Source organism: Stenotrophomonas sp. STK17_22, assembly GCF_051983905.1.
Lineage (GTDB): Bacteria > Pseudomonadota > Gammaproteobacteria > Xanthomonadales > Xanthomonadaceae > Stenotrophomonas > Stenotrophomonas maltophilia_A.
In genome coordinates this window covers 4,965,030-4,986,024 of the sequence record NZ_CP197010.1, presented here as the reverse complement: position 1 = coordinate 4,986,024, position 20,995 = coordinate 4,965,030, and the positions used below count along the sequence as shown (strand labels likewise).

Sequence of the window (20,995 nt, the reverse complement as noted above, 5' to 3'; positions counted from 1 at the left end):
AGTGATCGGCATCAAGGCGTGTGCGGTGTTTCGCTGATCAACGCGGTCACCTTGCCGAGGATGAAGGGACCGTCATCGAAGTAGCCGTGGCCCCAACCTTCGCGCTGGTCGGCATTGAGGTCATCAAGGGTCCACCAGCTCACCGCGCTTTCTCCTTTCCGGGCGAAGAACGCCTGGCAGGCCGAGATGTCTGCCCACGCCGCAGAGTTGCTATAGACGCTCTCCCGGGTGAAGAAGCGTTCCATGCCGAGCAGAGGCTCATCGGCGGCATCTTCGAAGATGTTGGACACGATGTAGAGCAGCGAACCGGGAAAGAACAGTGAACGCTCGCTGGCTTCGTCGGCATCCCTCATCGCCAATTGCCGGAACCTCCCGATGCGGTTCTCGTGCTTCGAGATGGCATGCGCGAACCGACGACACGTCACCGCAGGCGCTTCGAGAACAAGGTCGAACGTCAGATCCGGAAGGATCTGCGCTGCCTGGTCCAACAGCTCGCACAGGAAGATGCTGCCGGCGCTGTGGCCGACGAGCGTGATGCGGGGAACAGAGGCTTCGGACTGCAACTGCCTGTGCAGCTCGCGCAGGAATCTGACGCCACCCGATGCCGGGCCGTCGAATGAATCCTGTGCATCCTTCTTCATGGGATTCCACCAGCCGATGCGCCCCACGTCATCGAGATAGAACTCTCGCAGTACTTCTTCCACGATCACGGCGGAGACGGCACCTGGACGCCCCCGGCCATTGTGCTGGCGTTGCCATACGCGTATCACCAGTCTGGCCACCTTGATGGCCAGCGCGATCCAGTTCAATGCCATGGCCTTGTTGGGTGACGGAGTGCCAAACAGTTCCTTGGCCGTGCGCTCGTTGACGATGGCCGCGTGTTCGGCTGGCGGTTCGGGTGCCAGCATCTTGTTGGCGGGCGCCAGCGTCGCCTCCCTGTAATCCTCACGGGCCTCGGCAATGGCCTGGTTCACCTCGGGATCATCAGCGAATTCCTGCGCGAGATCTGCCGAAAGGCTCTCCTCGTCGGGTGGCGCGGCATTGAGGATCTTCATGCCGGGCGTGAGAACCTGCCCACCGCCTAGCTTTTCCAGGATCTTGTCGTGGACTTTCCTGAAGAGAAGTTTGGCGAGTACTGCACCCAGGATTTCGCCCAGGTTGTTCAACGGAGCTTCGATGTCACCCGTTTCCCAGACGAAGAACAAGGGGTAGGCCTGTGCCCGCACATAGGGGCCATGCAGGGCTTCTGCGATGCGCCGTCCTCGCTTCTGCGAAACGCGGCCGCCATGTACATGGATGACGATTCCGGAAGGTGACCTGGCCTGCAGCGCGCGACCGACAATCCGGCGAAGGTCTGATTCCTGCAGCGTGCCATCACGAAGATGGATGATGTGATCCAGCGGGTCGTAGGCATTCATCTCACACTCCATTGTCATTGAGGATGTCGAGAACGAAGCAATTCACGCAGATGTCGGCACGCAGGTGCTGGCAAGCGCTACCGCGATGACGAGCGGTGGCGGCCTTTCGTTGCCGGCGGAGCTGCACCCCTCCCCAGAGGGCAGCGGCTGCAATGCTACCTCCACGAGGCGCGTTGGACGAACCCGGCAGGAATCGGCCGGCCTTCACGCATGTGGGACGGCGTGCCATCGCTGCCAAAGCATGCGGTTCCCGGCGCGTGAGCGTATTCACCACATCCTGCAAGGCCTTCAGCCACAGTGGCCGCTGTCCGCCTTCCTCCGCAGCGTCCAGACTGCCCTGCATGACCGATCTCCATCGCCTCCGCGGCCGCATCACCGCGCTGGTTCTCAGCGAGGCCTGGCGCCGCCGTGCCGCGCTCTGGGGCGGCGCCGTGGCCGTGGCACTGGTGGCCATCCTGTTCGCCAAGGCCAGCGACGCGGCGTTTCACCTGTTCCAGCGCATCACCTCGCACTCGCCGTGGTGGGCCCTGCTGCTGACGCCGGGCATCTTCGCGCTGCTGGCCTGGCTGACCTCCGGCGTGCTGAAACCCACGCGGGGCAGTGGTATTCCGCAGGTCATCGCTGCGTTGGACAAGCCGGATGAGTCGTTCCGCAGGACCAATCTTTCGCCTGCGGTCTCGGCGGGCAAGCTGCTGCTGACCTCGTTGTCGCTGCTGGGCGGCGCGTCGGTCGGGCGCGAGGGCCCGACGGTGCATGTGGGTGCCAGCCTGATGTACCTGTTCGGCCGCTGGTTCGGCTTCAAGGACCCGCGCGAGCTCTCGCACTTCCTGCTGGCGGGCGGCGCGGCGGGCATCGCGGCGGCGTTCAACACGCCACTGGCCGGCATCGTCTTCGCCATCGAAGAGCTCAGCGGCCGCTTCGAACATCGTTTCTCAGGCACCTTGCTGACCGCGGTGATCGTCGGCGGCGTGGTATCGCTCGGACTGCTGGGCAATTACACCTACTTCGGCCATGTAAGCGCGCGGCTGCCGCTGGGCCAAGGCTGGCTGGCGATCCTGCTGTGCGGCGTGGTGGCGGGCTTGCTGGGAGGCCTGTTCGCGCGTGCGGTGCTGGCCAGTGCGGCGGGCCGCCCGCGCTGGCTGGGCCAGCTGCGCCAGCGGCATCCGGTTCTGTTGGCCGCAGGCTGCGGCCTGGTGGTGGTACTGCTCGCCCTGGTCTTCGGTGAAGGCGCGTTCGGCACCGGCTACGAGCAGGCGCGCAGTCTGGTGCAGGGGCAGGCGATGGTCGGTCACGAGTTCGGGTTGATGAAGCTGCTGGCGAATCTGGCGTCCTACGTGGCGGGCATCCCCGGTGGCCTGTTCTCGCCGGCGCTGGCCGTCGGTGCCGGCCTTGGGCACAACCTCGCGGTGCTGATGCCGGGTGTGGATCCGCGTGCGTTCGTGCTGTTGGGCATGTGCGCCTATCTGACCGGCGTCACCCAGGCACCACTGACTTCGGCGGTGATCTCGCTGGAGCTGACCGACAGTGGTGATCTGCTGCTGCCGATCCTGGCCACGGTGCTGATCGCGCGCGGCGTGTCCGGGTTGGTGTGCCGGGTGCCGATCTATCGTGGTCTGGCGGAGGTGTTGATGATGCCCGCCGTCGTGCCACACTCGCCTTCCAGCGGAAAGGATTTCACGAAGTGAGTTACACCATCGCCCCTGAACAGGTCATCGATTACCCGCCCGAGCGCTTGCGCGAGTTCCATGGCAGCGTGGTCGAGTACATCGACAACCGGGTGTTCATGCTGGATCCGGGGCAACTGGTCGGCGAACCTGCCGCGCAGGCCTACCGGGAGATCGCAGCCGGGATGTTCACCGCGCTGGGCTGGCAGGGAGATGGCCGCATCGAGCTGTTGTGGCTGCCCGCCTTCGTTTTCCCGCTGTCCGAGCACATGGCGGATGTCGGTGTTGGCGTCTGGCATGTCAAGCAGGACGAAGACGGCATCTCCTACCTGTTGTCGCCGGTGCCGATGCCGTTCGAGGCACTGCACAACACGCCACACTGGAAGGAGGTCCGCCAGGCGGCACACCGCAGGCGCGGTGCACTGGGCCGAGCGGTGGATGAAGTCCTGCACTATGTATGGGATCCAATAGGCATCCAGGCCAATCCGGACTGCCGTGGCGAGTACGCCGCCTACGCAGATCGCATCGAGTCCCAGCTGCTGCGCGGTGCAGGCGAACAGGAACTGTGTGCGGCCCTTGCCGGCATGGCGCGCAATGAGATGGGCGTCAATCCGGATGAGCGCAGGACCCAGCGCGCCGCCGCCGCCCTGGTGTCCTGGCGGGCATCCCTGCGTGACTGACCCGATGAGACGGCCGACAGCACTGCGTCCGCTTTCCTGACCGTCCGGTGTGGTTGCCGGTGATGGTTCCGGCATCGCTGCGCGGGCAGGTTGGGGTATGCCTCTTGCCTACCTCCCTCTACCGGCGGATTGGCCCGCAGTGCTGCTTCGCGTTCTGCTGCCACTGCGTTGCCTGGTCTGCAACGACCCGGGCCACGATGATCTTGACCTGTGCCGCGCCTGCCTTGCCGAGCTGCCGTGGGCCGGCCGCGCCTGCCTGCGCTGCGCATTGCCGCTGCCCGACAACGCCCTGATCGTCTGCGGCAGCTGCCGCGAGGAAGCGCCACCGCATGCCGCTACCCATGCCAGCCTGTTGTACCTGCCGCCGGTCGACCAGCTGCTGGTGCGCTACAAGTTCCATCAGGATCTCGCCGCCGGTCGCCTGCTGGCGCAGTTGATGCAGCGCGCACCGCCGCCGTGGTCATGCCTACCGCTGGTGCCGGTACCGCTGCACCGGCGCCGCCTGCGCCAGCGCGGCTACAACCAGGCCGCAGAACTGTGCCGCCTGCTGCCGATGCCGGTCTGGCAGGGGCTGTACCGGCGGCGGCATACCGCGCCGCAGTCTGAGCGTACGGCCGAACAGCGCAGGGAAAACCTGTTCGATGCGTTCGATGTACGTGGTCCGGTGCCGCCGCGACTGACAGTGGTGGACGATGTGATGACCACCGGCAGCACGGTGATGGAGGTTGCGGAGACGCTGCGGTGGGTGGGAGCGGACGAGGTGCGGGTATGGGTCTGCGCGCGGGCGCCGTGATCGCCCTCTTCATCACCAGGGGCTAGGATGAGCCCGGTTCCGGATCGAAGGAGTGGCCATGAATTCCCCCTTGTCTCCCCTGTTGTCGGCGGTTGGGCGCAGCTGGTGGATCCTGCTGCTGTATGGGCTGGTTGCGCTGGGTTTCGGCATCGTCGCCATCGGCTGGCCGCTCTCTGCAGCCATGGCATTGGCATGGACGCTGGGTGTGATGGCCATCGTTGAAGGTGTCATCAGCCTGTTCGCACTGGTCAGCGGCGGCAGCGGTGCCTCGCGTGGCTGGCTGGCGCTGTATGCCATCGCCTCGCTGGGTTTCGGCATCCTGGCGGTGATCAATCCGCTGGCCACCGCCAGCGTGCTGGTGCTGTTCCTGGCAGCGTGGCTGCTGGTGGCCGGCATCTATCGCATCGTGTTCGCGATCCGCGTGCGCAAGCAGATCCAGGGCGAGTGGCTGCTGATCCTCAGTGGCGTGCTGGCGGTGGTGCTGGGCGTGCTGTTCGCGGCCAACCCGTATGCGGGCGTTGCGGTGACCACGCTGTGGATCGGCATCGGCAGCCTGCTGTACGGGCTGTTGCAGGTGCTGGTGGCGTTCAAGCTGCGGAAGCTGAAGTGAGGGCTGCGCTTCCCCTGTTGCTGGGCATGGCGTTGACCCTGACCGGATGCATGCCGGGCGCTACGCCCGGTGCGTTGGCAGGCAAGGAGCATGCGCCACGCCCCGGCGTGGATGTGCGCCTGAGTGTGGTCGATGCGGCGGGCAAGGGTGCGCCGGCGCAGTGGCAGGGCGAGACCCTGGCCCTGCGCGAGCCGCCGATTGCCGGCAGTGCCGACATTGCCGATGTGCGCTATGTGCTGGATGAAGGCAAACAGCCGGGCCTGCAGATCCGCTATCGGCCGGAGGCACATCAACGCATCCACGATGGCACCGCGGCCCTGGTGGGCCAGCGCGCGGCGCTCAGCGTGGATGGCCGCGTGCTGATGGTGGCGACGTTGCAGGGGCCGTTCGGCGAATCAATGATGCTGAGCGGGTTGTCCAGCATTGCCGAAGCGCGGGAGCTGGCGAAGCACATCACTGGCGAATGACGGGCGCGCCATGAACCCGCGCTGCGCGCGGAGGTCGACCCAGGTCGACCGCTACCGGGCGAACCGTGCTTCGATCTCTTCCAGCGACTTGCCCTTGGTCTCCGGCAGCCAGAACGCGGCCACCAGGAAGAACACGAAGGTGCAGGCCGCCCAGAACACGAACATGCTGGCGTAGCCATAGTGGCCCACCGTGGGCAGGAAGATCGCGGCGATAGTGGTGGACACGAACTGGTTGATCAGCAGCGCGATGCTCATGCCGTTGGAGCGGATGCGGTTCGGCATCAGCTCGGACAGCGCGAGCCACACGCAGACGCCGGGCCCGACCGCGAAGAACGCGACGAACACCAAGATGCAGGCGGCCACTGCCCAGCCGTGTGCCGGTGGCGGCACCGGGCCGATGCGTGCCTGCTCGATGCGCAGCGGTGCCTGCGCGGCCTTGGCCGGGTCGGCGAACGGGTTCAGGTGCAGTTTGCGGAAGAACGCGCCGATCACGCTGTCCGGCTGCACGGTGCCGGCACGCTCGATGCGCAGCTCGCGGTCGGTCAGGTTGTCGCTGCGCAGGGCGCGCACATTGGTGAAGTCGCCGTAGGCATACGACACGGTCAGCTGCAGCGGCCGGCCTTCGCTGTCAATGCCAGCGCCGAGACGCTGCCATTGCGCGTCATCCAGCACCAGCTGCAGGCCATCGCCGCTGACCGCCGCCTGCAGCTGCGGCTGCACGTCGGTGCGACCGCGCTCAGCCTGGAAGAACAGCGTGGCCGCGGCCAGCAGGGCCACGCAGATGCCGCCACTGCCGAGCATCAGCAGGAACTTGCGGCCCTTGCGGTCGACCAGCAGCAGCGCGACCACGGTCATCACCGCATTGAGCAGCTTGATCGCCACGTCGGCGCCATTGGCCACCGAGCCGGACAGGCCAGCCTGGTTGAGGATGTTCACCGCGTAGGCCAGCACCGAGTTGATGCCGGTGGCCTGGGTGCAGGCCAGCACTACGCAGGCGAGCAGGAACGGCACCACGTAGCGGCGGCTGAGCAGCGGGTCGCGCTTGCCGCTGCCGCTGCTCGATTCCGGTGCCTGGATCTGTGCGAGCGTCGGCTCGACCTCCGAAGCCGGCAGCACGCGCTGCAGGCTGCGGCGCGCGTCATCGATGCGGCCGCGACGCACCAGCCAGCGCGGCGATTCGGACAGCCAGAAGATGCCAGCGCAGAACAGCAGGCCCGGCGCCAGGCAGGTCCAGAAGATGGTGCGCCAGGCGTGGTCCTTCACCGTGAACAGCTCCTGCGCCTGCTGCGCGACCGGCAGTGAGCGCACGGCTTCGGCGGCGGCATCCACGGCGTGGGCGTGGTACAGGCCGATCAGGGCAGCCAGCACCAGGCCAACGGTCAGCAGCAGCTGGAACATGGCCGCGCCGCGCCCGCGTCGCTCGGGGCTGAGCACTTCGGCCAGGTACAGCGGAATCACCACGCCGATCAGGCCGCCACTGATGCCCTGCAGCAGCCGGCCGAGCAGCAGGGGCGTGTAGCCGGATGCCAGTGCCATGATCGGGATCGAGGCAGTGAACAGCAGGCCGGCCAGCAGCATCGCACCGCGGCGGCCGATCAGGTCGGCGACCATGCCGGCGAACAGCGAGGACAGCACGCTGCCCAGCAGCACTGCCGCGACGACGAAGCCGAGCTGCTGGCTGCTGAGCTGCCAGGCGTGGCTGGCAGTCGCTTCAAGATAGGGCAGGGCGCCGGCGATGATGCCGATGTCGATGCCGTACAGCAGGCCACCCAGGCCGCCGATGAAGAGCAGGTAGCGTACGGGCCAGCGCGGAGCGGTGCTTGCAGTCATCGGCATATCCCAGGAGGCGTTTCGGTGCGGATTGCCTTCGTAGATACCGTGTCGCCCTCGCCTAGGCAAGGGCGACGTCAGGCTCAAAGGGTCGGTCACTTCTCAGTACGCCCCAAATCAGATGGATGAGCTTGCGCATCACTGCACACATGACGACCTTGAAGGGCTTGCCTTTCGCGCTGAGCCGGTCTGCAAAGGACTTCAGTGTGGGGTTGTGGGTCTTCCCGGTCAGCGCCGGCATGTACAGCTTTTTGCGGAAATTGGCGTCGCCGACGCGTGATATCCGGCATTTGCCTTCGTAGTTTCCTGATTGACGCTGGGCCGGATTCAGGCCCGCGTGGGCAACCACCTGGCGCACGTCGCTGTATTTGCTTAGATCCCCCAGAATGGCCAACAGCTGGGCACTGCTGGTGTTGCCTACACCGGGGATGCTGGTAAGCAGTTGATGACGCCGGCGCAGGTCCGGATCGTTATCGATATGGTCCTCAATCGCCTTCTGGACCTGCTTGATCTGCTCTTCCAACGTCCGGATCACATCCTTGATCCCTTGCTGGACCGAGATATCGGCAACGTCCAGGCGGTTGTGCTCCATCTGCAGCATTTCCTGGAGATCATCTCGACGCCGTACCAAGGCGCGCAGCTTCACCTCCGAGGGCGTCGGCGGAACGTAGGGATGCAGCTTTTCCGAGCGTTGTGCCTCAAAAAACCGGGCAATCAGCTTGGCGTCGCTGCGGTCAGTCTTGGTCCGCATCCCCTCCGCCTGCCCAAACGCCTTTACTCGGGCGGGATTGGCCACATGAACCACGACCCCCGCCTCCACCAGTGCTTGAGCCAAGGCCTCGTGATAGATGCCTGTAGCCTCCATACCTACCGCCGCGTTCGGCGCATGCTTGGCGCGCCAAGCCAGAAGCTCATCAAAACCCTTTGGCGTATTGGGGAGTTTGGCCTTGGTTCGATACTTGCCGTGAGATAGAGGCAGGGCGATGTCAAAAGTCGCCTTGGCTGCGTCGATGCCGATAAATTGCATGATTTCGCTCCAGCTTGAACTTACGATCGTGATCGGAAGCCGCCAGACTTGCCCTTGTGAGTACAGGCTCTCACCCGATGGCGGGCCTAAGATACCGTTCAAGTTCCATGGCGGTGTCAGGCCGCCGACGCGCTGAATCTACTTTGCAAGCTCGAAGGCTTAAGAGCCGAGGCAGCGTCATCGGAGCCTCCCGGGTCACCGGGGGATTGTGCCTGATCAGGGCACGATCCAAGACACAAGAGTCGAGCTTGCTCGACTGACCGCGCGGGGCGCGGCAGAGCAGTCGAGCAAGCTCGACTCTACAAAGGCGGTGCGTCAGGTATTTCCGGCGTTCAAATCGACCACGCGCCCACCAACCACCACCTGCTGCAGGCGCAGTTCGGCGTCCAGCACCACCAGGTCGGCGCGGGCGTCGGGCGCGATGCGGCCGCGATCGCCCAGGCCCAAGTAATCGGCCGGGAAGGTGGAAACACGTTGCGAGGCATCGGCCAGGTCCAGGCCCACACGCACCAGGTTGCGCAGCGCCTGGTCCATGGTCAGTGCACTACCTGCCAGCGAACCGGTAGCGAGGCGCACGCAGCCGCCACACTTGTGCACGCGCTGCTCGCCCAACGCGTACTCGCCGTCGGGCATGCCGGTGGCGGCAGTGGCGTCGGTCACCGCGTACAGGCGCGGAATCGCGCGCGCGGCCAGCCGGATCACGCCGGGGTGGATGTGCTGCAGGTCGGGAATGATCTCGGCGTACTGTGCATGTGCCAGCGCCGCTGCGGCGATGCCCGGGCGATAGTGATCGACGCCGGTCATGCCATTGAACAGGTGGGTGAAGCCGGAGGCGCCGGCCTGCAGCGCGGCCACGCCTTCCTCGTAGGTGCCGGCGCTGTGGCCAAGCTGCACGCGGATGCCCATCGCCGAAAGCGCAGGTATCAGCGCGGTGTGCTCGCCGATTTCCGGGGCCAGCGTCATCACCCGGATCGGAGCGAGTGCATGCAGCTGCTGCACCAATGCCAGCGTCGCCTCGATCGTGCGGTTCGGCTGCGCGCCCAGCCGTTGCGGGCTGATGAACGGGCCTTCCAGATGCACGCCGGCAATGCAGGCGGCGTCGGCATCGGGCGCCGCCATGGTAGCGGCCACACCCTGCAGCGCGCGCTCGATCTCGTCCAGCCCGGCGGTCATGGTGGTCGCCAGCAGCGTGGTGGTGCCGAAGCGCAGATGGGTGCGGGCGATGGTGCGTGCCACGTCGCCGCCCTGCATCAGGTCCACGCCGGCCGCGCCATGCACATGCAGGTCAATGAAGCCGGGCAGGATCACCGGCAACTGCAGGTCGTCGGCACCGCTGTGGTCATCCACCTGAAGCTGGCGCACCTGCGAATCGAAGTGGACGTGGCCACGCCGCCAACCCAGCGGGGTGAGGATGCGGCCATGCAGGGTGCGGGTGTCGGTCATGCGGTGGGCTCGGCGATGATCACTTCGATGCCCAGCCGCTGCAGCCCTTCGCGGGTTGCATCGTCGATGCCGGCGTCGGTGATGATGGCGTGGATCTGATCCAGCAGGGCGATGCGGTGCAGGCTGACGCGGCCGAACTTGGAGGCGTCGGTCAGCACCACGATGCGGCGCGCGCGCTCGACCATGCGGTGGTTGAGGCGGGCTTCGGCCTCGTCGTGGGTGGTCAGGCCGAACTGCAGGTCCAGGCCGTCCACGCCCAGGAACAGGGTGTCGAAGCTGTACGAATTGAGACTGGCCTCGGCCTGGCTGCCCTGCAGCGACAGCGACTGCTGGCGCAGCAGGCCGCCGGTCAGCAGCACGGTGATGCCTGCGGCATTGGCCAGTTCCCAGGCGATGTTCAGGCCGTTGGTCATCACCGTCACGTCGCGATGCGCGCGCAGGTGGCGGGCCAGGGTCATCGTGGTCGAGCCGGAGTCGATGATGATGTTATCGCCGGGTTGCACCAGGCGCGCGGCGCGCGCACCGATCGATTCCTTCAGCGGCAGGTTCAGTGCGTCCTTCTCGTGGATGTCCTGTTCCTGCGGCGGCGTGCGCACCAGGGTGGCACCGCCGTGGGTACGGGTGGCCAGGCCCTGCGACTCGAAGTGGGTCAGATCGGCACGGATGGTCACCGCCGACACGCCAAAGCGCTCGACCAGATCGGCCACCTGCACCGAGCCGTGCTCGATCAGCAGCTGCAGGATCTGTTGCCGGCGGGAGCGGGTGTTGCGCATGGCCATTCTCGGTTTCGCGGGAAAAGGTAGAGATTAGCTGTTCGCAGGAACGCCGGCAGCCGAACCTACGCTCTGCACGCGGGCTCCGGCCTCGTTGGCGCTGCAGGCGCGGGCGTATTCGCCAAGGCACAGGCCGATGCGGTGCTGCACCAGGGCGGTGGGGGTGTTGGCCAGGCTGCCCTCGCGCACGGCGCGGTACTGCTCCGGCAGGTACTGGCTGAGCAGTACCAGCGGCGGCGCGTGCTGCTCCAGGTTGGCGAACAGGGTCTGCACCGCCTGCACCAGCGCCGGCTCGCCCCAGTAGTAGCGGCAGCGGTCGCTGAAGGAATAGCTGCGCAGCAGGCGCAGCGCGGCCTCATCGCCCTGGTAGTAGGACTGCCAGTACTTCGGCTGCGCCACCATCACCTCGTCCAGCACCTGCGGCAGGCGCGAGCACTGCGCGGCCGGCAGCAGCTCGGCCTCGATCGAGGCCAGCGCGAACAGCGCCTCGCGATAGGCGAAGGTGGCGGCCGGGCCGACCTTGAGGATGGCGAAGTGATCGCGCACCAGTGCATGCAGGCCGCTTTCGCGCTGGTAGTCAGTGGAATGCGCTTCGAACACGATGCGCGGCTGCTGTTCGAGGAAGCCGGCCAGCGTGCTGGCGGCGGCCGCGTCGTACTCGTGCACGCTGCTGTGGTCGAAGTCCACGCCCGGCTGCACCACCATCGCGATCACGCGCTGCCACGCATCGCGCAGCTGCGGCGTGTCGAACGCCTGCTGGTGGATGGCCAGGGTCTGCGCGGCGGCGGCCGGCGTGGTCACCTGCAGGCCTTCGGCCAGCGAGGCTTCGCCACCGGGAATCGGCACTTCGGTACCGATCACGTAGACCGGCGGCGGCAGGCTGTGTTCGGCGGCGGTGCGTTCGGCGATCTCGGCCAGCTCGGCCGAACGCGCGGCGACGATGGCATCGGGCAGCGGCACCGGGTCATCGGCGCAGGACATGCTGCAGTCCAGGTGGATCTTGTGGAAGCCGGCGGCGACGTAGGCTTCGATCAGCACGCGCGCGTGGGTCATCGCTTCGGCGGCCGGGCGCTTCTGCCAGGCATTCGGGCCGAGGTGGTCACCGCCCAGGATCAGCCGTTCGCGCGGGAAGCCTTCCTCATCGGCCAGCGTGCCCACGTAATCGCGGTACTGCGGCGGGGTCATGCCGGTGTAGCCGCCGAACTGGTCGACCTGGTTGGAGGTGGCCTCGATCAGCAGCACGGTGCCGTGTGCCAGCGCCACGTGCATGGCCGCGCGCAGCACCTGCTCGTTGCTGCAGCAGACGCTGTACAGGCCGACGTTGGCACCGGCGCGGTGGGAGGCAAGCAGGGTCTGCAACGGGGACATGGTCAAGCTCCGGACATCAGGAAAACGAGGGTTGGCAGGCGAGCAGGGCAGCACCACGTGCGCCACCGGCATCGCCGAAGCGTGGCGGCACGATAGGCGGTACCTGCACGCCGTTGAACAGATGCGCGGCGATGGCCGCAGGCAACTGCTGGTACAGCGGCGCATACTGCGAAAGACCGCCGCCGAGCACGATCACGTGCGGGTCCAGCGCCAGCACCAGCGCGGCCAGGCTGTGGCCGAGCAGGTCGCGATGGATGTCCAGCGCCTTGCGTGCGCGGGCATCGCCGGCTTCGGCCAGCGCGATCACCGCGCTGGCGTCAGCGGCGCTGCCACCGAGATGGCGTTCGATCATCGCCACGCCACTGCCGGACACATAGCGCTCCACGCAGCCCTGCAGGCCACAGGCGCAGTCGATCAGCGGCAGGCCGTGGCGCTGCAGCAGATGACCGGGCACGCTCCAGTGGCCCCATTCGCCGGCCAGCCCGTTGAAACCGGACAGCAGGCGGCCGTGCAGGCAGAAACCACCGCCCGCGCCGGTGCCGAGGATGGCGCCGAACATGCTGGGATAGCCGTCGGCGGCACCGCCGTGTGCTTCCGACAGGGCAAAACACTGCAGGTCGTTACCGAAATGCAGCGGCCGCTGCAGGCGCGCCTGCAGGTCGGCCGCCACGCTGTGGCCGGTCAACGCCGGCACGTTCGCGCTGAGCTGGCGGCCGCTGCGGCGGTCGCGCACGCCGGGCAGGGCGATGCCGATCGCCGCATCACTGCGGCCCAGCGCGGTATCGGCCTCGGCGACCAGGGTCACCACCGCCTGCAGGAAACCGTCGTAGTCGCCCTGCGGCGTGGCCACGCGGCGGCGCCAGGTGACCTGCATCGCCGCATCGCACGCCACCAGCTCGATCTTGGTGCCGCCGATGTCGATGCCGTAGCAGGCGTGGGCGATCAGCTCAGCCATGGTGGATGGTGACGCCCTTGACCACGCGGTTGACGGTGCCATCCGGGAACGGATTGTCCGGGGTCAGGCCGAGTGCGGCCGAGCGCTGCAGCGCGAACAGCTGCGCAAAGCCCAGCCACACCGGTGCCAGCCACGGATCGTCCAGTGCCGGCACGATGAGGGTGTATTCGTCGTCGGCGCCAATGTCCGAATGCGGGCCAATCGCCAGCACCTGGCCGGCCACGCCATCGCGGCGCAGTTCTTCCAGCAGGTCCTGTTCGTAGCGGCGCGCCAGTGGCTGCACGCTGCGCAGCACCACCACCAGGGTGTTGCCGTCCAGCGTCGATTTCGGGCCATGGCGGAAGCCAAGCGGCGTGTTGGCCAGCGCCAGCACGCGGCCGGCGGTCAGTTCCAGCACCTTCAGCGCACACTCGCGTGCCAGCGCTTCCAGCGGGCCGCTGCCGAGGTAGATGATGCGGTTGAACGGGCGCTGTGCCAGCGCCGCCACCGGTGCATCCCACTGTGCCTGGCCTTCGCGGGCCAGCGCGGCGATCTGCTTCAGGCGCGCCACACGCGCATCCCACGGCGAACGATCGAACACGGTTAGCGCGGCCAGCAGCATGCAGGTCAGGCTGCTGGTCATGGCGAAGGCACGGTCGCAGCTGGCCGAGGGCATCAGCAGGGTGCAGGTATCGGCACGGCCGGCGCCACGTCGGGCCAGTTCGCCATCGGCATTGCAGGTGATGTCGAGGAAGCGCGCGTCGTCCACGTCGCTGCGCACGCGGTCGACTGCCGCCACGCTCTCCGGGCTGGAGCCGCTGCGGCCGAACGAGACCAGCAGGGTCGGGCGCTCGCGCTGCAGGTACAGCGCCGGGTGGGTCAGCAGGCTGGTGGTATGCACCACGCGCACCTCGGCCGGCCATTGCGCGTTGATGGCATCGGCCACCATTTCGGCGATGAAGCCGGAGCTGCCGGCGCCGGTGAACAGCACGCGCTGGTTGGGATCGTTGAGGCTGTCGCCGAGGAAGGCCTGCAGGCGGTCGCGGGCACGCGACAGGTCCTGCGCGAGAGCTTCCCACAGCGCAGGCTGCTGGGCGATTTCGGTAGCGGTATCGGCTCCGCCAAGGCGCTGCCAGGCGGACACATCGGAAAGCAGGGTGACGTCCATTCGGAGGTTCCAGTTGGGCCAGCGCACCATCTGTGTTTTCTTTCGAAATGTCAAATAGCGAAAGTAAAAAGAAAGAAAATGGCGTGGTGACTTTTCCCGCCGTGGAGTGCTCCGAAAAACGAAAGAACGAGCCGAATGCCGTATCGCACAATGCTTAACAGGCGCCTGCAAGCGCTTACACAAAGTATTGCGGCGCAACAACTTTCGTTTCAATGGAATATATCTTCCTTTTTCCTTTCAATTTGTTGACATCTTTCGAATCGCTGCCCTAGAGTCGGCCCAATCGCTTTCGAAACGCCCGGTGAACGGGTTGGGAGTCCGCGTGGAAATCTGCGTTCGTCGCTCGCCGCTGATGCTGGCCCTGTTGCCGGCATTGATGCTGGCGTCCATGCCGGCCCGGGCCGAGCCCGTCGGCAACCTGCGTTCGGTCAGCGCCAGCGCCAGCCGCGATGGCGTGCAGGGCTGGGATCTGCAGACCGACAAGGGCGCGCGCATCCGCATCGAACTGCCGGCTACCGACATCATCCGCGTGCAGGCCGGCCGCAACGGCACGCTGACCGGCGCCGGCGACAAGGCCGCACCGATCGTGTTGCCGCAGCCCAAGGCGAACGTACAGGCGCAGCTGGAAGAAGACGCGCAGGAAATCCGCGTGCGCACCGATGCACTGGTGCTGCATGTACAGCGGCAGCCGCTGCGCATGCGCCTGGAACGGCTGGACAACGGCCAGCCCACCGCGCTGTGGCAGGAACTGCAGCCGCTGGACCTGGATGCCACGCAGAGCGTGCAGGTGCTGTCCTCGCAGGCCGATGAAGGCTATTACGGTGGCGGCCAGCAGAACGGCCGTTACCAGTTCAAGGGCCGCGAGCTGGAAGTGTCCTACTCCGGCGGCTGGGAAGAGGGCGACCGCCCCAGCCCGGCACCGATGCTGCTGAGCAGCCGCGGCTGGGGCATGCTGCGCAATACCTGGAGCGATGGCAGCTACGACCTGCGCGAGGCTGACCAGGCCACGCTGCTGCACCGCGAAGACCGCTTCGATGCGTACTACTTCGTCGGCGCCGACCTGCCGAAACTGATCGAGCGCTACACCCAGCTGACCGGCCGCCCCAACATGGTCGCGCGCTGGGCGCTGTCCTACGGCGATGCCGATTGCTACAACGACGGCGACAACAGCAAGAAGCCCGGCACCGTGCCCGAAGGCTGGAGCGACGGCCCGACCGGCACCACCCCGGATGTGATCGACAGCGTGGCCAAGCAGTACCGCGCCCACGACATGCCCGGTGGCTGGATCCTGCCCAATGATGGTTACGGCTGCGGTTACAAGCAGTTGCCGGAAACGGTGAAGGGCTTGGCCAAGTACGGTTTCCGCACCGGTCTGTGGACCGAGAACGGCGTCGACAAGATCGCCTGGGAAGTGGGCAAGGCCGGCAGCCGCGTGCAGAAGCTGGATGTGGCCTGGACCGGCAAGGGCTACCAGTTCGCGATGGACGCCAATCGCCAGGCATTCAACGGCATCCTCGACAACTCCGATTCGCGCCCGTTCCTGTGGACGGTGATGGGCTGGGCCGGCATCCAGCGCTATGCGGTGGCATGGACCGGCGACCAGAGCAGCAGCTGGGATTACATCCGCTGGCACGTACCGACCCTGGTCGGTTCGGGCCTGTCCGGCATGGCCTACGCCAGCGGCGACGTCGATGCGATCTTCGGCGGCAGCGCCGAGACCTTCACCCGCGACCTGCAGTGGAAGGCGTTCACCCCGGTGCTGATGGGCATGAGCGGCTGGTCGTCGAATGCGCGCAAGCACCCGTGGTGGTACGACGAGCCCTACCGCAGCATCAACCGCGACTACCTGAAGTTGAAGATGCGCCTGACCCCGTACATGTACGGGCTGGTGCACGAGGCTGCGCAGACCGGCGCACCGCCGGTGCGTGGCCTGATGTGGGACAACCCGCGCGATCCGCATGCGCAGGATGAAACCTACAAGTACCAGTTCCTGCTCGGCCGCGACCTGCTGGTGGCACCGGTGTATCGCAGCCAGGCCGCAAGCCGTGGCTGGCGCCGCGACATCCACCTGCCTGCCGGCGGCTGGATCGACTACTGGGATGGCCGCCGCGTGCAGGCCGCCGCCGATGGCCGCCAGCTCGACCGCCAGGTGGACCTGGCCACGCTGCCGGTGTTCGTGCGTGCCGGTGCGATCCTGCCGATGTACCCGTCGATGCTGTTCGATGGCGAGAAGCCTCTGGATGAAGTGACGTTCGACCTGTACCCGCAGGGCGAGTCGCAGTACACGCTGTACGAGGACGACGGCAACACCCGCCGCTACCAGCATGGCGAATCGAGCACGCAGCAGATCCGCGTGCAGGCGCCGGCGCAGGGCAGCGGCCCGGTGCAGGTGCAGATTGATGCCGTGCAGGGCCAGTACAACGGCCAGCTGGCGCAGCGTCGTTATGGCCTGCGCGTGCTCAGCCGCCAGGCGCCGCGTGTGGTGCAGGCCGGTGGCCGCGCGCTGCCGGCGCTGGCCGATGCCGCTGCGTTCAACAACGCCAGTGAAGGCTGGTACTTCGATGCCAAGGAGCGTCGTGGCACCGTGCATGTGCGCACCGCCACACAGGACATCCGCCAGCCGCTGCAGCTGCAGCTGGACTTCGCAGTCGCTGCTGTCGTGGCCGACGATGCCTATCCGGCCGCGCCGGTGCTGGGCCGCGAACTGCCGGCCGACAGCCTGCTGGTGGTCAACCGCCCGGCCGAAGAACCTGGCCATGCGCTGGAAAATGCCTTCGACGACGATCCGGCCACCTGGTTCCGCAGTGTGCGCAACCAGGCCGTGCGCACCGGTGCGCATGAGTGGGTGATCGGCTTCGGCGAGCGCAGGATGATCGACGGCATCGACATCGCGCCGCGCAACGATAAGAACTGGAAGCACGGCCAGGTACGCGACTACGAGGTCTACCTCGGCGACAGCAATGGCGAGTGGGGCGAGCCGATTGCCCGCGGCCGCCTGCAGCTGAAGGAAGGCGTGCAGCGCATCGACTTCCCGGCCCATGCCGGGCGCCTGCTGCGCTTCCGCGTGCTGAGCGTGCAGAACCCCGAAGGCGACGGCGCCAGCAGCACCGACCCGATGGTCACCGCCGCACAGGGCAGCGCCCGCGCATTCGATGCACTGCAGCCACGCGACGTCGGCCCGATCGCCTTGTCCACCTTCCACATTCTTGAACACCAGGAACCGGAGCGACCGGCCCGGCAGCGCTATCTCTCCGAGCTGCCGGTGCCGGCCGCGCTGGCCAGCCAGGTGCGCACCGACCAGTCCTTCCGTGGCGACGCCGGCATGCGCATGAACGGCCTGCAGTTCCGCCGTGGCCTGGGCGTCGGCGCCAACAGCCGCATCGACCTGCGCCTGCAGGGCGGCTGGCACCTGCTGCGTGCCGACCTCGGCATCGACGACGCCTGCCGCACCGCCGGTGGCCTGCAGTTCCAGGTCTGGGGTGACAACCGCCTGTTGTATGACAGCGGCCTGGTGAAGGCACCCGGCGTGGTCAAGCCGGAGCTGGACATCCGAGGCCTTTCCACCCTGAGCCTGCGCACGCTGGGGGCGCAGGGCAGTCAACCCGCCCAGGTCTGCGCCAACTGGGCCAATGCCGTACTGATCGGCCAGGAGGGCGACTCCGCCAGCATCGTCGCCCCATGACCCCCTCGTAACACCGCTCCTCCCCCCGCCCATTCCGACTACGGCCCTCGTGGCTGTGGCCCGGGAGCGTTTTGCCCGCCGAACGCCCACGCGCTCACTTATTGCGCTGCACCCCTGCCAGGAGAGAACCCCGATGTTGCCCGCCCGCCACCACCGCCCCCCCTGTCGTTCGATCGCTCCGCTGTCGCTGGCCATCGCCGGCGTGCTGCTGTCGGTCGCCGTTCCTGCCTTCGCCCAGGAGAGCAAGGACAAGGCCACCGACCTGGCCCGCATCGAGGTCACCGGCTCCAACATCCGCCGCACCGACGTTGAAACCGCCTCGCCGGTGCAGGTGATCAGCAAGCAGGACATCCAGAACATGGGTGCACGCACGCTGCTGCAGGTGCTCGACAACCTGCCGGCCGCACGCCCGGCGCAGCAGGACGCGCGTTCGCTGTTCACCGGCTCCGACGGTGCCTCGCAGGCCAACCTGCGTGGCCTCGGTGCCCAGGGCACGCTGGTGCTGCTGAACGGTCGCCGCCTGTCGTACTACGGTGCGCCGGCCGGCTTCCAGACCCAGTTCGTCAACATCGATGCGATCCCGGCCGCGGCCATCGAGCGCATGGAAGTGCTGACCGACGGCGCCTCGGCGGTGTACGGCACCGATGCGGTGGCCGGTGTGATCAACGTGATCACCAAGCGCAACTTCCAAGGTGCCGAGGTCAGCTTCACCAACGACACCTCCTCGCGCATCGATTCCTACGGCGAGCGCCAGGCCAGCATCACCGCCGGCTTCGGTGACCTGACCGAGAACCGCTTCAACATCTACGGCGCGGTGAACATGTACCGCCGCGACGCGATCCCGCTGAGCGATTTCTACGACAAGCGGCCCGACCAGTACTACGTCAACAACCCGAACTACCTCAACAACCTGCGCCTGGGCGTGGGCAGCAAGCCGGGTGAATTCAATCCGGGCACTTACTTCGCCTTCGATCCAGTCACCGGCCGCCGTGTGCAGGAAGCTGCGCCGGGTTGCAGGAACGTGCTGACCAGTGAAGCGGCCGGTCCGCGTTGCGTCTGGGAAACCTGGATGAACAACGAGATCGATGCCGGCGCCAAGTCCGAGCGCAACACCGCCTATCTCAACGGCACCTTCCTGGTCGGTGACAGCACCGAGATCTTCGCCGAGGCGACCTACACCGACATCGACCTGCGCGCCAACGGCGGCACGCCGCGCACCTACGGCACCACCACCGGCAACCCGACCAGCTGGTTCTCGCGCAATACCGGCAACACCGTCAACCAGTTCCTGTACCCGTTCCTGGGCCCGAACAACGAATACAACCACGCCAGCCCGCAGATGAAGGCGATGATGGGCGGTGTGGTCGGCCTGAACTACCTGCTGCAGGATGCCGGCCCGAACTATTTCGGCCAGCGCAATACCGACAAGAGCTACCGCGTGCTGGCCGGTGCGCGTGGCAACCGGGGCGACTGGAACTGGGAAACCGCGTTCGCCAGCGCGGGTACCCACTCCACCACCTATCAGACGATCAACGTCAACACCAAGGGCTTCGAGAAGGCCTTCGGTCCGTACACGATCGATCCGGGTACCGGCCGCGTGATCATCTCCGACCACCCGGCGTACAAGTTCGGCGAGATCAGTGAAGCCAACGCTGCCTTGATCCGTGAAGCGTTCCCGACCTTCGACATCCAGTCGTGGACCCGCCTGCACACCCTGGACGGCAAGATCGAAGGCCCGTTGTTCCAGCTGCCGGCTGGTGAGATGCGTGCCGCGTTCGGCTTCAATGCCAGCCGTGAGACCTTCTATACCCCGGGCAACGCCGATGCGGCCAACGGCCTGATCACCCAGCAGGGCGGCTCCTGGTTCGACGGCAAGCGCAACACCTACGCGCTGTTCGCCGAGACCGTGGCGCCGATCACCGACAAGCTGGAACTGGACGCGGCGGTACGCGTGGACAAATACCCGAATTTCAGCGCCAACGTCGCGCCGAAGATCGGCTTCAAGTACCAGGCGTTCGACCAGCTGATGTTGCGCGGTACCTACTCCACCGGCTTCCGTGCACCGAGCCTGGCCGAGTCCGGCAACGGCGGCGTGTTCGCACAGCTGGGTGGCTTCCGTGACGAGCTGCGCTGCAATGAGACCAATGCCATCGCCAACCTGCTGCTGAAGTCGCAGCGCCCGGGTGACGTCGATCTCGGCAAGACCCTGCTGAACGTCGACTGCAGCCGCACCGTGGCACGCATGACCCAGCCGAACAAGGACCTGAAGCCGGAGAAGGCGAAGATCGCCACCCTCGGTTTCGTCTACGAGCCGGCGACCTGGCTGTCGGTGTCGGCCGACTACTGGTTCATCTACCGCGACAATGAAATCGTTGCGCCGGACTACCGCCGCATGGAAGACATCATCTCGATGTCGCGCTCGCCGATCACCGACAGCGACCGTGCCAACCTGGCCCAGCTGGCGGCGATGTGCGCCGACCCGGCCAGCGGCGTGAGCTGCCCGGCGAACCTGCCGGGCTACTCGGCCGGCAACGTCGCCAGCGTGGTGGGCCAGTACAAGAACCGCGGCAAGACGCTGATCGACGGCTTCGACATCGATGCGCGCAGCCGCTTCTCGATGGGCGACTGGGGCAACCTGAACATCGGCCTGGCCGCCACCATCGCCAACCGCAACCGCTTCTACATGGACGCGGAGAACGGCTGGTACTACGGCGACGTGGTCGGCTACTACAACAACCCGCGCCTGCGTGCCACGCTCAATGCCGACTGGACCTACAAGCAGGTGACCACCAGCATGTTCGTCAACTACGTGGGCGGCACCAAGTGGGCCACCGACCAGGTTGATGAGGTGAGCAACAACAAGGAAACCTGCACCGGCGGCTACCTGGCCCTGCAGAAGAGCAAGTGTGATGGTGCACCGTCGTGGTGGACCGCCAACATGAGCGTCACCTGGCGCCCGGATGATGCGTGGAACCTGAGCTTCACGGTCAAGAACCTGTTCAATCGCCTGCCGTTCTACGACCCGAACAGCTTCCTGGGTGACTCCAGTGACTACGCAACGATCTTCGGTCGTGGTTACAGTGTGACCATCGGCTACCGGTTCAAGTAATTCCGTTTGCGTGACCTGGCGTGCCGGCT

The 20,995-nt window shown here is 66.5% G+C and carries 16 protein-coding genes; 7 read left to right on the top strand and 9 right to left on the bottom strand.

Features of this window, described 5'->3' with window-relative positions; genetic code table 11:
- Nucleotides 1-11: 11 nt before the first annotated feature.
- Nucleotides 12-1,418, bottom strand: a complete 1,407-nt coding sequence (locus tag ACSYS9_RS23180; protein ID WP_071228533.1) for a hypothetical protein — start codon at nucleotides 1,416-1,418, stop codon at nucleotides 12-14.
- Between the two features lies 1 nt (nucleotide 1,419).
- Entirely contained in the window at nucleotides 1,420-1,761 is a 342-nt protein-coding gene (locus ACSYS9_RS23175) for a hypothetical protein (RefSeq protein ID WP_143048224.1), read from the bottom strand.
- Here ACSYS9_RS23175 and ACSYS9_RS23170 point away from each other — a divergent pair.
- The 5 genes from ACSYS9_RS23170 (at nucleotide 1,760) to ACSYS9_RS23150 (ending at nucleotide 5,632) form a co-directional block, all read left to right on the top strand.
- Entirely contained in the window at nucleotides 1,760-3,103 is a 1,344-nt protein-coding gene (locus ACSYS9_RS23170; RefSeq protein ID WP_049422586.1) for a chloride channel protein, read from the top strand. The two genes, ACSYS9_RS23175 and ACSYS9_RS23170, sit on opposite strands and share 2 nt — an antisense overlap.
- Complete coding sequence (locus tag ACSYS9_RS23165; protein WP_071228532.1) at nucleotides 3,100-3,762, top strand: hypothetical protein; 663 nt, start codon at nucleotides 3,100-3,102, stop codon at nucleotides 3,760-3,762. Before ACSYS9_RS23170 ends, ACSYS9_RS23165 begins: the two co-directional genes overlap by 4 nt.
- A gap of 97 nt (nucleotides 3,763-3,859) precedes the next feature.
- On the top strand, nucleotides 3,860-4,555 hold the full coding sequence (locus tag ACSYS9_RS23160; RefSeq protein WP_071228531.1) for a ComF family protein: 696 nt from the start codon (nucleotides 3,860-3,862) through the stop codon (nucleotides 4,553-4,555).
- 58 nt (nucleotides 4,556-4,613) lie between these two features.
- Nucleotides 4,614-5,165 (top strand): HdeD family acid-resistance protein, encoded by a 552-nt coding sequence (locus tag ACSYS9_RS23155; protein ID WP_049461697.1) that lies wholly within the window; start codon nucleotides 4,614-4,616, stop codon nucleotides 5,163-5,165.
- The gene (locus ACSYS9_RS23150) at nucleotides 5,162-5,632 is read left to right on the top strand and encodes a SecDF P1 head subdomain-containing protein (protein WP_071228530.1); all 471 of its coding nucleotides are present in this window, start codon (nucleotides 5,162-5,164) and stop codon (nucleotides 5,630-5,632) included. Before ACSYS9_RS23155 ends, ACSYS9_RS23150 begins: the two co-directional genes overlap by 4 nt.
- A gap of 51 nt (nucleotides 5,633-5,683) precedes the next feature.
- Here ACSYS9_RS23150 and ACSYS9_RS23145 read toward each other — a convergent pair whose 3' ends face one another.
- From ACSYS9_RS23145 to ACSYS9_RS23115, 7 genes are all read right to left on the bottom strand, one after another.
- Nucleotides 5,684-7,462, bottom strand: a complete 1,779-nt coding sequence (locus tag ACSYS9_RS23145; RefSeq protein WP_032127188.1) for an MFS transporter — start codon at nucleotides 7,460-7,462, stop codon at nucleotides 5,684-5,686.
- Nucleotides 7,463-7,523: 61 nt separating this feature from the next.
- Nucleotides 7,524-8,489: an IS110-like element ISStma4 family transposase gene (locus ACSYS9_RS23140; RefSeq protein WP_440568522.1), complete on the bottom strand. Its 966-nt coding sequence runs from the start codon at nucleotides 8,487-8,489 to the stop codon at nucleotides 7,524-7,526.
- Nucleotides 8,490-8,804: 315 nt separating this feature from the next.
- Nucleotides 8,805-9,932 (bottom strand): N-acetylglucosamine-6-phosphate deacetylase, encoded by a 1,128-nt coding sequence (nagA, locus tag ACSYS9_RS23135; RefSeq protein ID WP_071227661.1) that lies wholly within the window; start codon nucleotides 9,930-9,932, stop codon nucleotides 8,805-8,807.
- Nucleotides 9,929-10,705 (bottom strand): DeoR family transcriptional regulator, encoded by a 777-nt coding sequence (locus tag ACSYS9_RS23130; RefSeq protein WP_071227660.1) that lies wholly within the window; start codon nucleotides 10,703-10,705, stop codon nucleotides 9,929-9,931. The genes nagA and ACSYS9_RS23130 overlap by 4 nt, the downstream gene beginning before the upstream one ends.
- Nucleotides 10,706-10,738: 33 nt before the next feature.
- Nucleotides 10,739-12,073 carry a D-tagatose-bisphosphate aldolase, class II, non-catalytic subunit gene (locus ACSYS9_RS23125; RefSeq protein WP_071227659.1) on the bottom strand — a complete coding sequence of 445 codons (1,335 nt, stop codon included), beginning with the start codon at nucleotides 12,071-12,073 and terminating at the stop codon, nucleotides 10,739-10,741.
- 16 nt (nucleotides 12,074-12,089) lie between these two features.
- Nucleotides 12,090-13,028 carry an ROK family protein gene (locus ACSYS9_RS23120; protein WP_071227658.1) on the bottom strand — a complete coding sequence of 313 codons (939 nt, stop codon included), beginning with the start codon at nucleotides 13,026-13,028 and terminating at the stop codon, nucleotides 12,090-12,092.
- A complete protein-coding gene (locus tag ACSYS9_RS23115; protein ID WP_071227657.1) occupies nucleotides 13,021-14,175 on the bottom strand; it encodes an SIS domain-containing protein in 1,155 nt (384 codons plus the stop codon). The genes ACSYS9_RS23120 and ACSYS9_RS23115 overlap by 8 nt, the downstream gene beginning before the upstream one ends.
- Before the next feature lie 322 nt (nucleotides 14,176-14,497).
- On the opposite strand from ACSYS9_RS23115, the gene ACSYS9_RS23110 reads away from it, so the two are divergent.
- The gene (locus ACSYS9_RS23110) at nucleotides 14,498-17,857 is read left to right on the top strand and encodes a TIM-barrel domain-containing protein (protein WP_071227656.1); all 3,360 of its coding nucleotides are present in this window, start codon (nucleotides 14,498-14,500) and stop codon (nucleotides 17,855-17,857) included.
- Nucleotides 17,858-17,990: 133 nt separating this feature from the next.
- Nucleotides 17,991-20,966, top strand: coding sequence for a TonB-dependent receptor (locus tag ACSYS9_RS23105; RefSeq protein WP_071227655.1), 2,976 nt, complete (start codon nucleotides 17,991-17,993; stop codon nucleotides 20,964-20,966).
- Nucleotides 20,967-20,995 lie beyond the last annotated feature (29 nt).

What these genes read in the sequence shown, in the direction of transcription:
- ACSYS9_RS23180 (WP_071228533.1), bottom strand. Translation starts at nt 1,418, where the DNA reads ATGAATGCCTACGACCCGCTGGATCACATCATCCATCTTCGTGATGGC.
- ACSYS9_RS23170 (WP_049422586.1), top strand. Translation starts at nt 1,760, where the DNA reads ATGACCGATCTCCATCGCCTCCGCGGCCGCATCACCGCGCTGGTTCTC.
- ACSYS9_RS23175 (WP_143048224.1), bottom strand. Translation starts at nt 1,761, where the DNA reads ATGCAGGGCAGTCTGGACGCTGCGGAGGAAGGCGGACAGCGGCCACTG.
- ACSYS9_RS23160 (WP_071228531.1), top strand. Translation starts at nt 3,860, where the DNA reads ATGCCTCTTGCCTACCTCCCTCTACCGGCGGATTGGCCCGCAGTGCTG.
- ACSYS9_RS23155 (WP_049461697.1), top strand. Translation starts at nt 4,614, where the DNA reads ATGAATTCCCCCTTGTCTCCCCTGTTGTCGGCGGTTGGGCGCAGCTGG.
- ACSYS9_RS23145 (WP_032127188.1), bottom strand. Translation starts at nt 7,462, where the DNA reads ATGACTGCAAGCACCGCTCCGCGCTGGCCCGTACGCTACCTGCTCTTC.
- ACSYS9_RS23140 (WP_440568522.1), bottom strand. Translation starts at nt 8,489, where the DNA reads ATGCAATTTATCGGCATCGACGCAGCCAAGGCGACTTTTGACATCGCC.
- nagA (WP_071227661.1), bottom strand. Translation starts at nt 9,932, where the DNA reads ATGACCGACACCCGCACCCTGCATGGCCGCATCCTCACCCCGCTGGGT.
- ACSYS9_RS23130 (WP_071227660.1), bottom strand. Translation starts at nt 10,705, where the DNA reads ATGCGCAACACCCGCTCCCGCCGGCAACAGATCCTGCAGCTGCTGATC.
- ACSYS9_RS23125 (WP_071227659.1), bottom strand. Translation starts at nt 12,073, where the DNA reads ATGTCCCCGTTGCAGACCCTGCTTGCCTCCCACCGCGCCGGTGCCAAC.
- ACSYS9_RS23120 (WP_071227658.1), bottom strand. Translation starts at nt 13,028, where the DNA reads ATGGCTGAGCTGATCGCCCACGCCTGCTACGGCATCGACATCGGCGGC.
- ACSYS9_RS23115 (WP_071227657.1), bottom strand. Translation starts at nt 14,175, where the DNA reads ATGGACGTCACCCTGCTTTCCGATGTGTCCGCCTGGCAGCGCCTTGGC.
- ACSYS9_RS23105 (WP_071227655.1), top strand. Translation starts at nt 17,991, where the DNA reads ATGTTGCCCGCCCGCCACCACCGCCCCCCCTGTCGTTCGATCGCTCCG.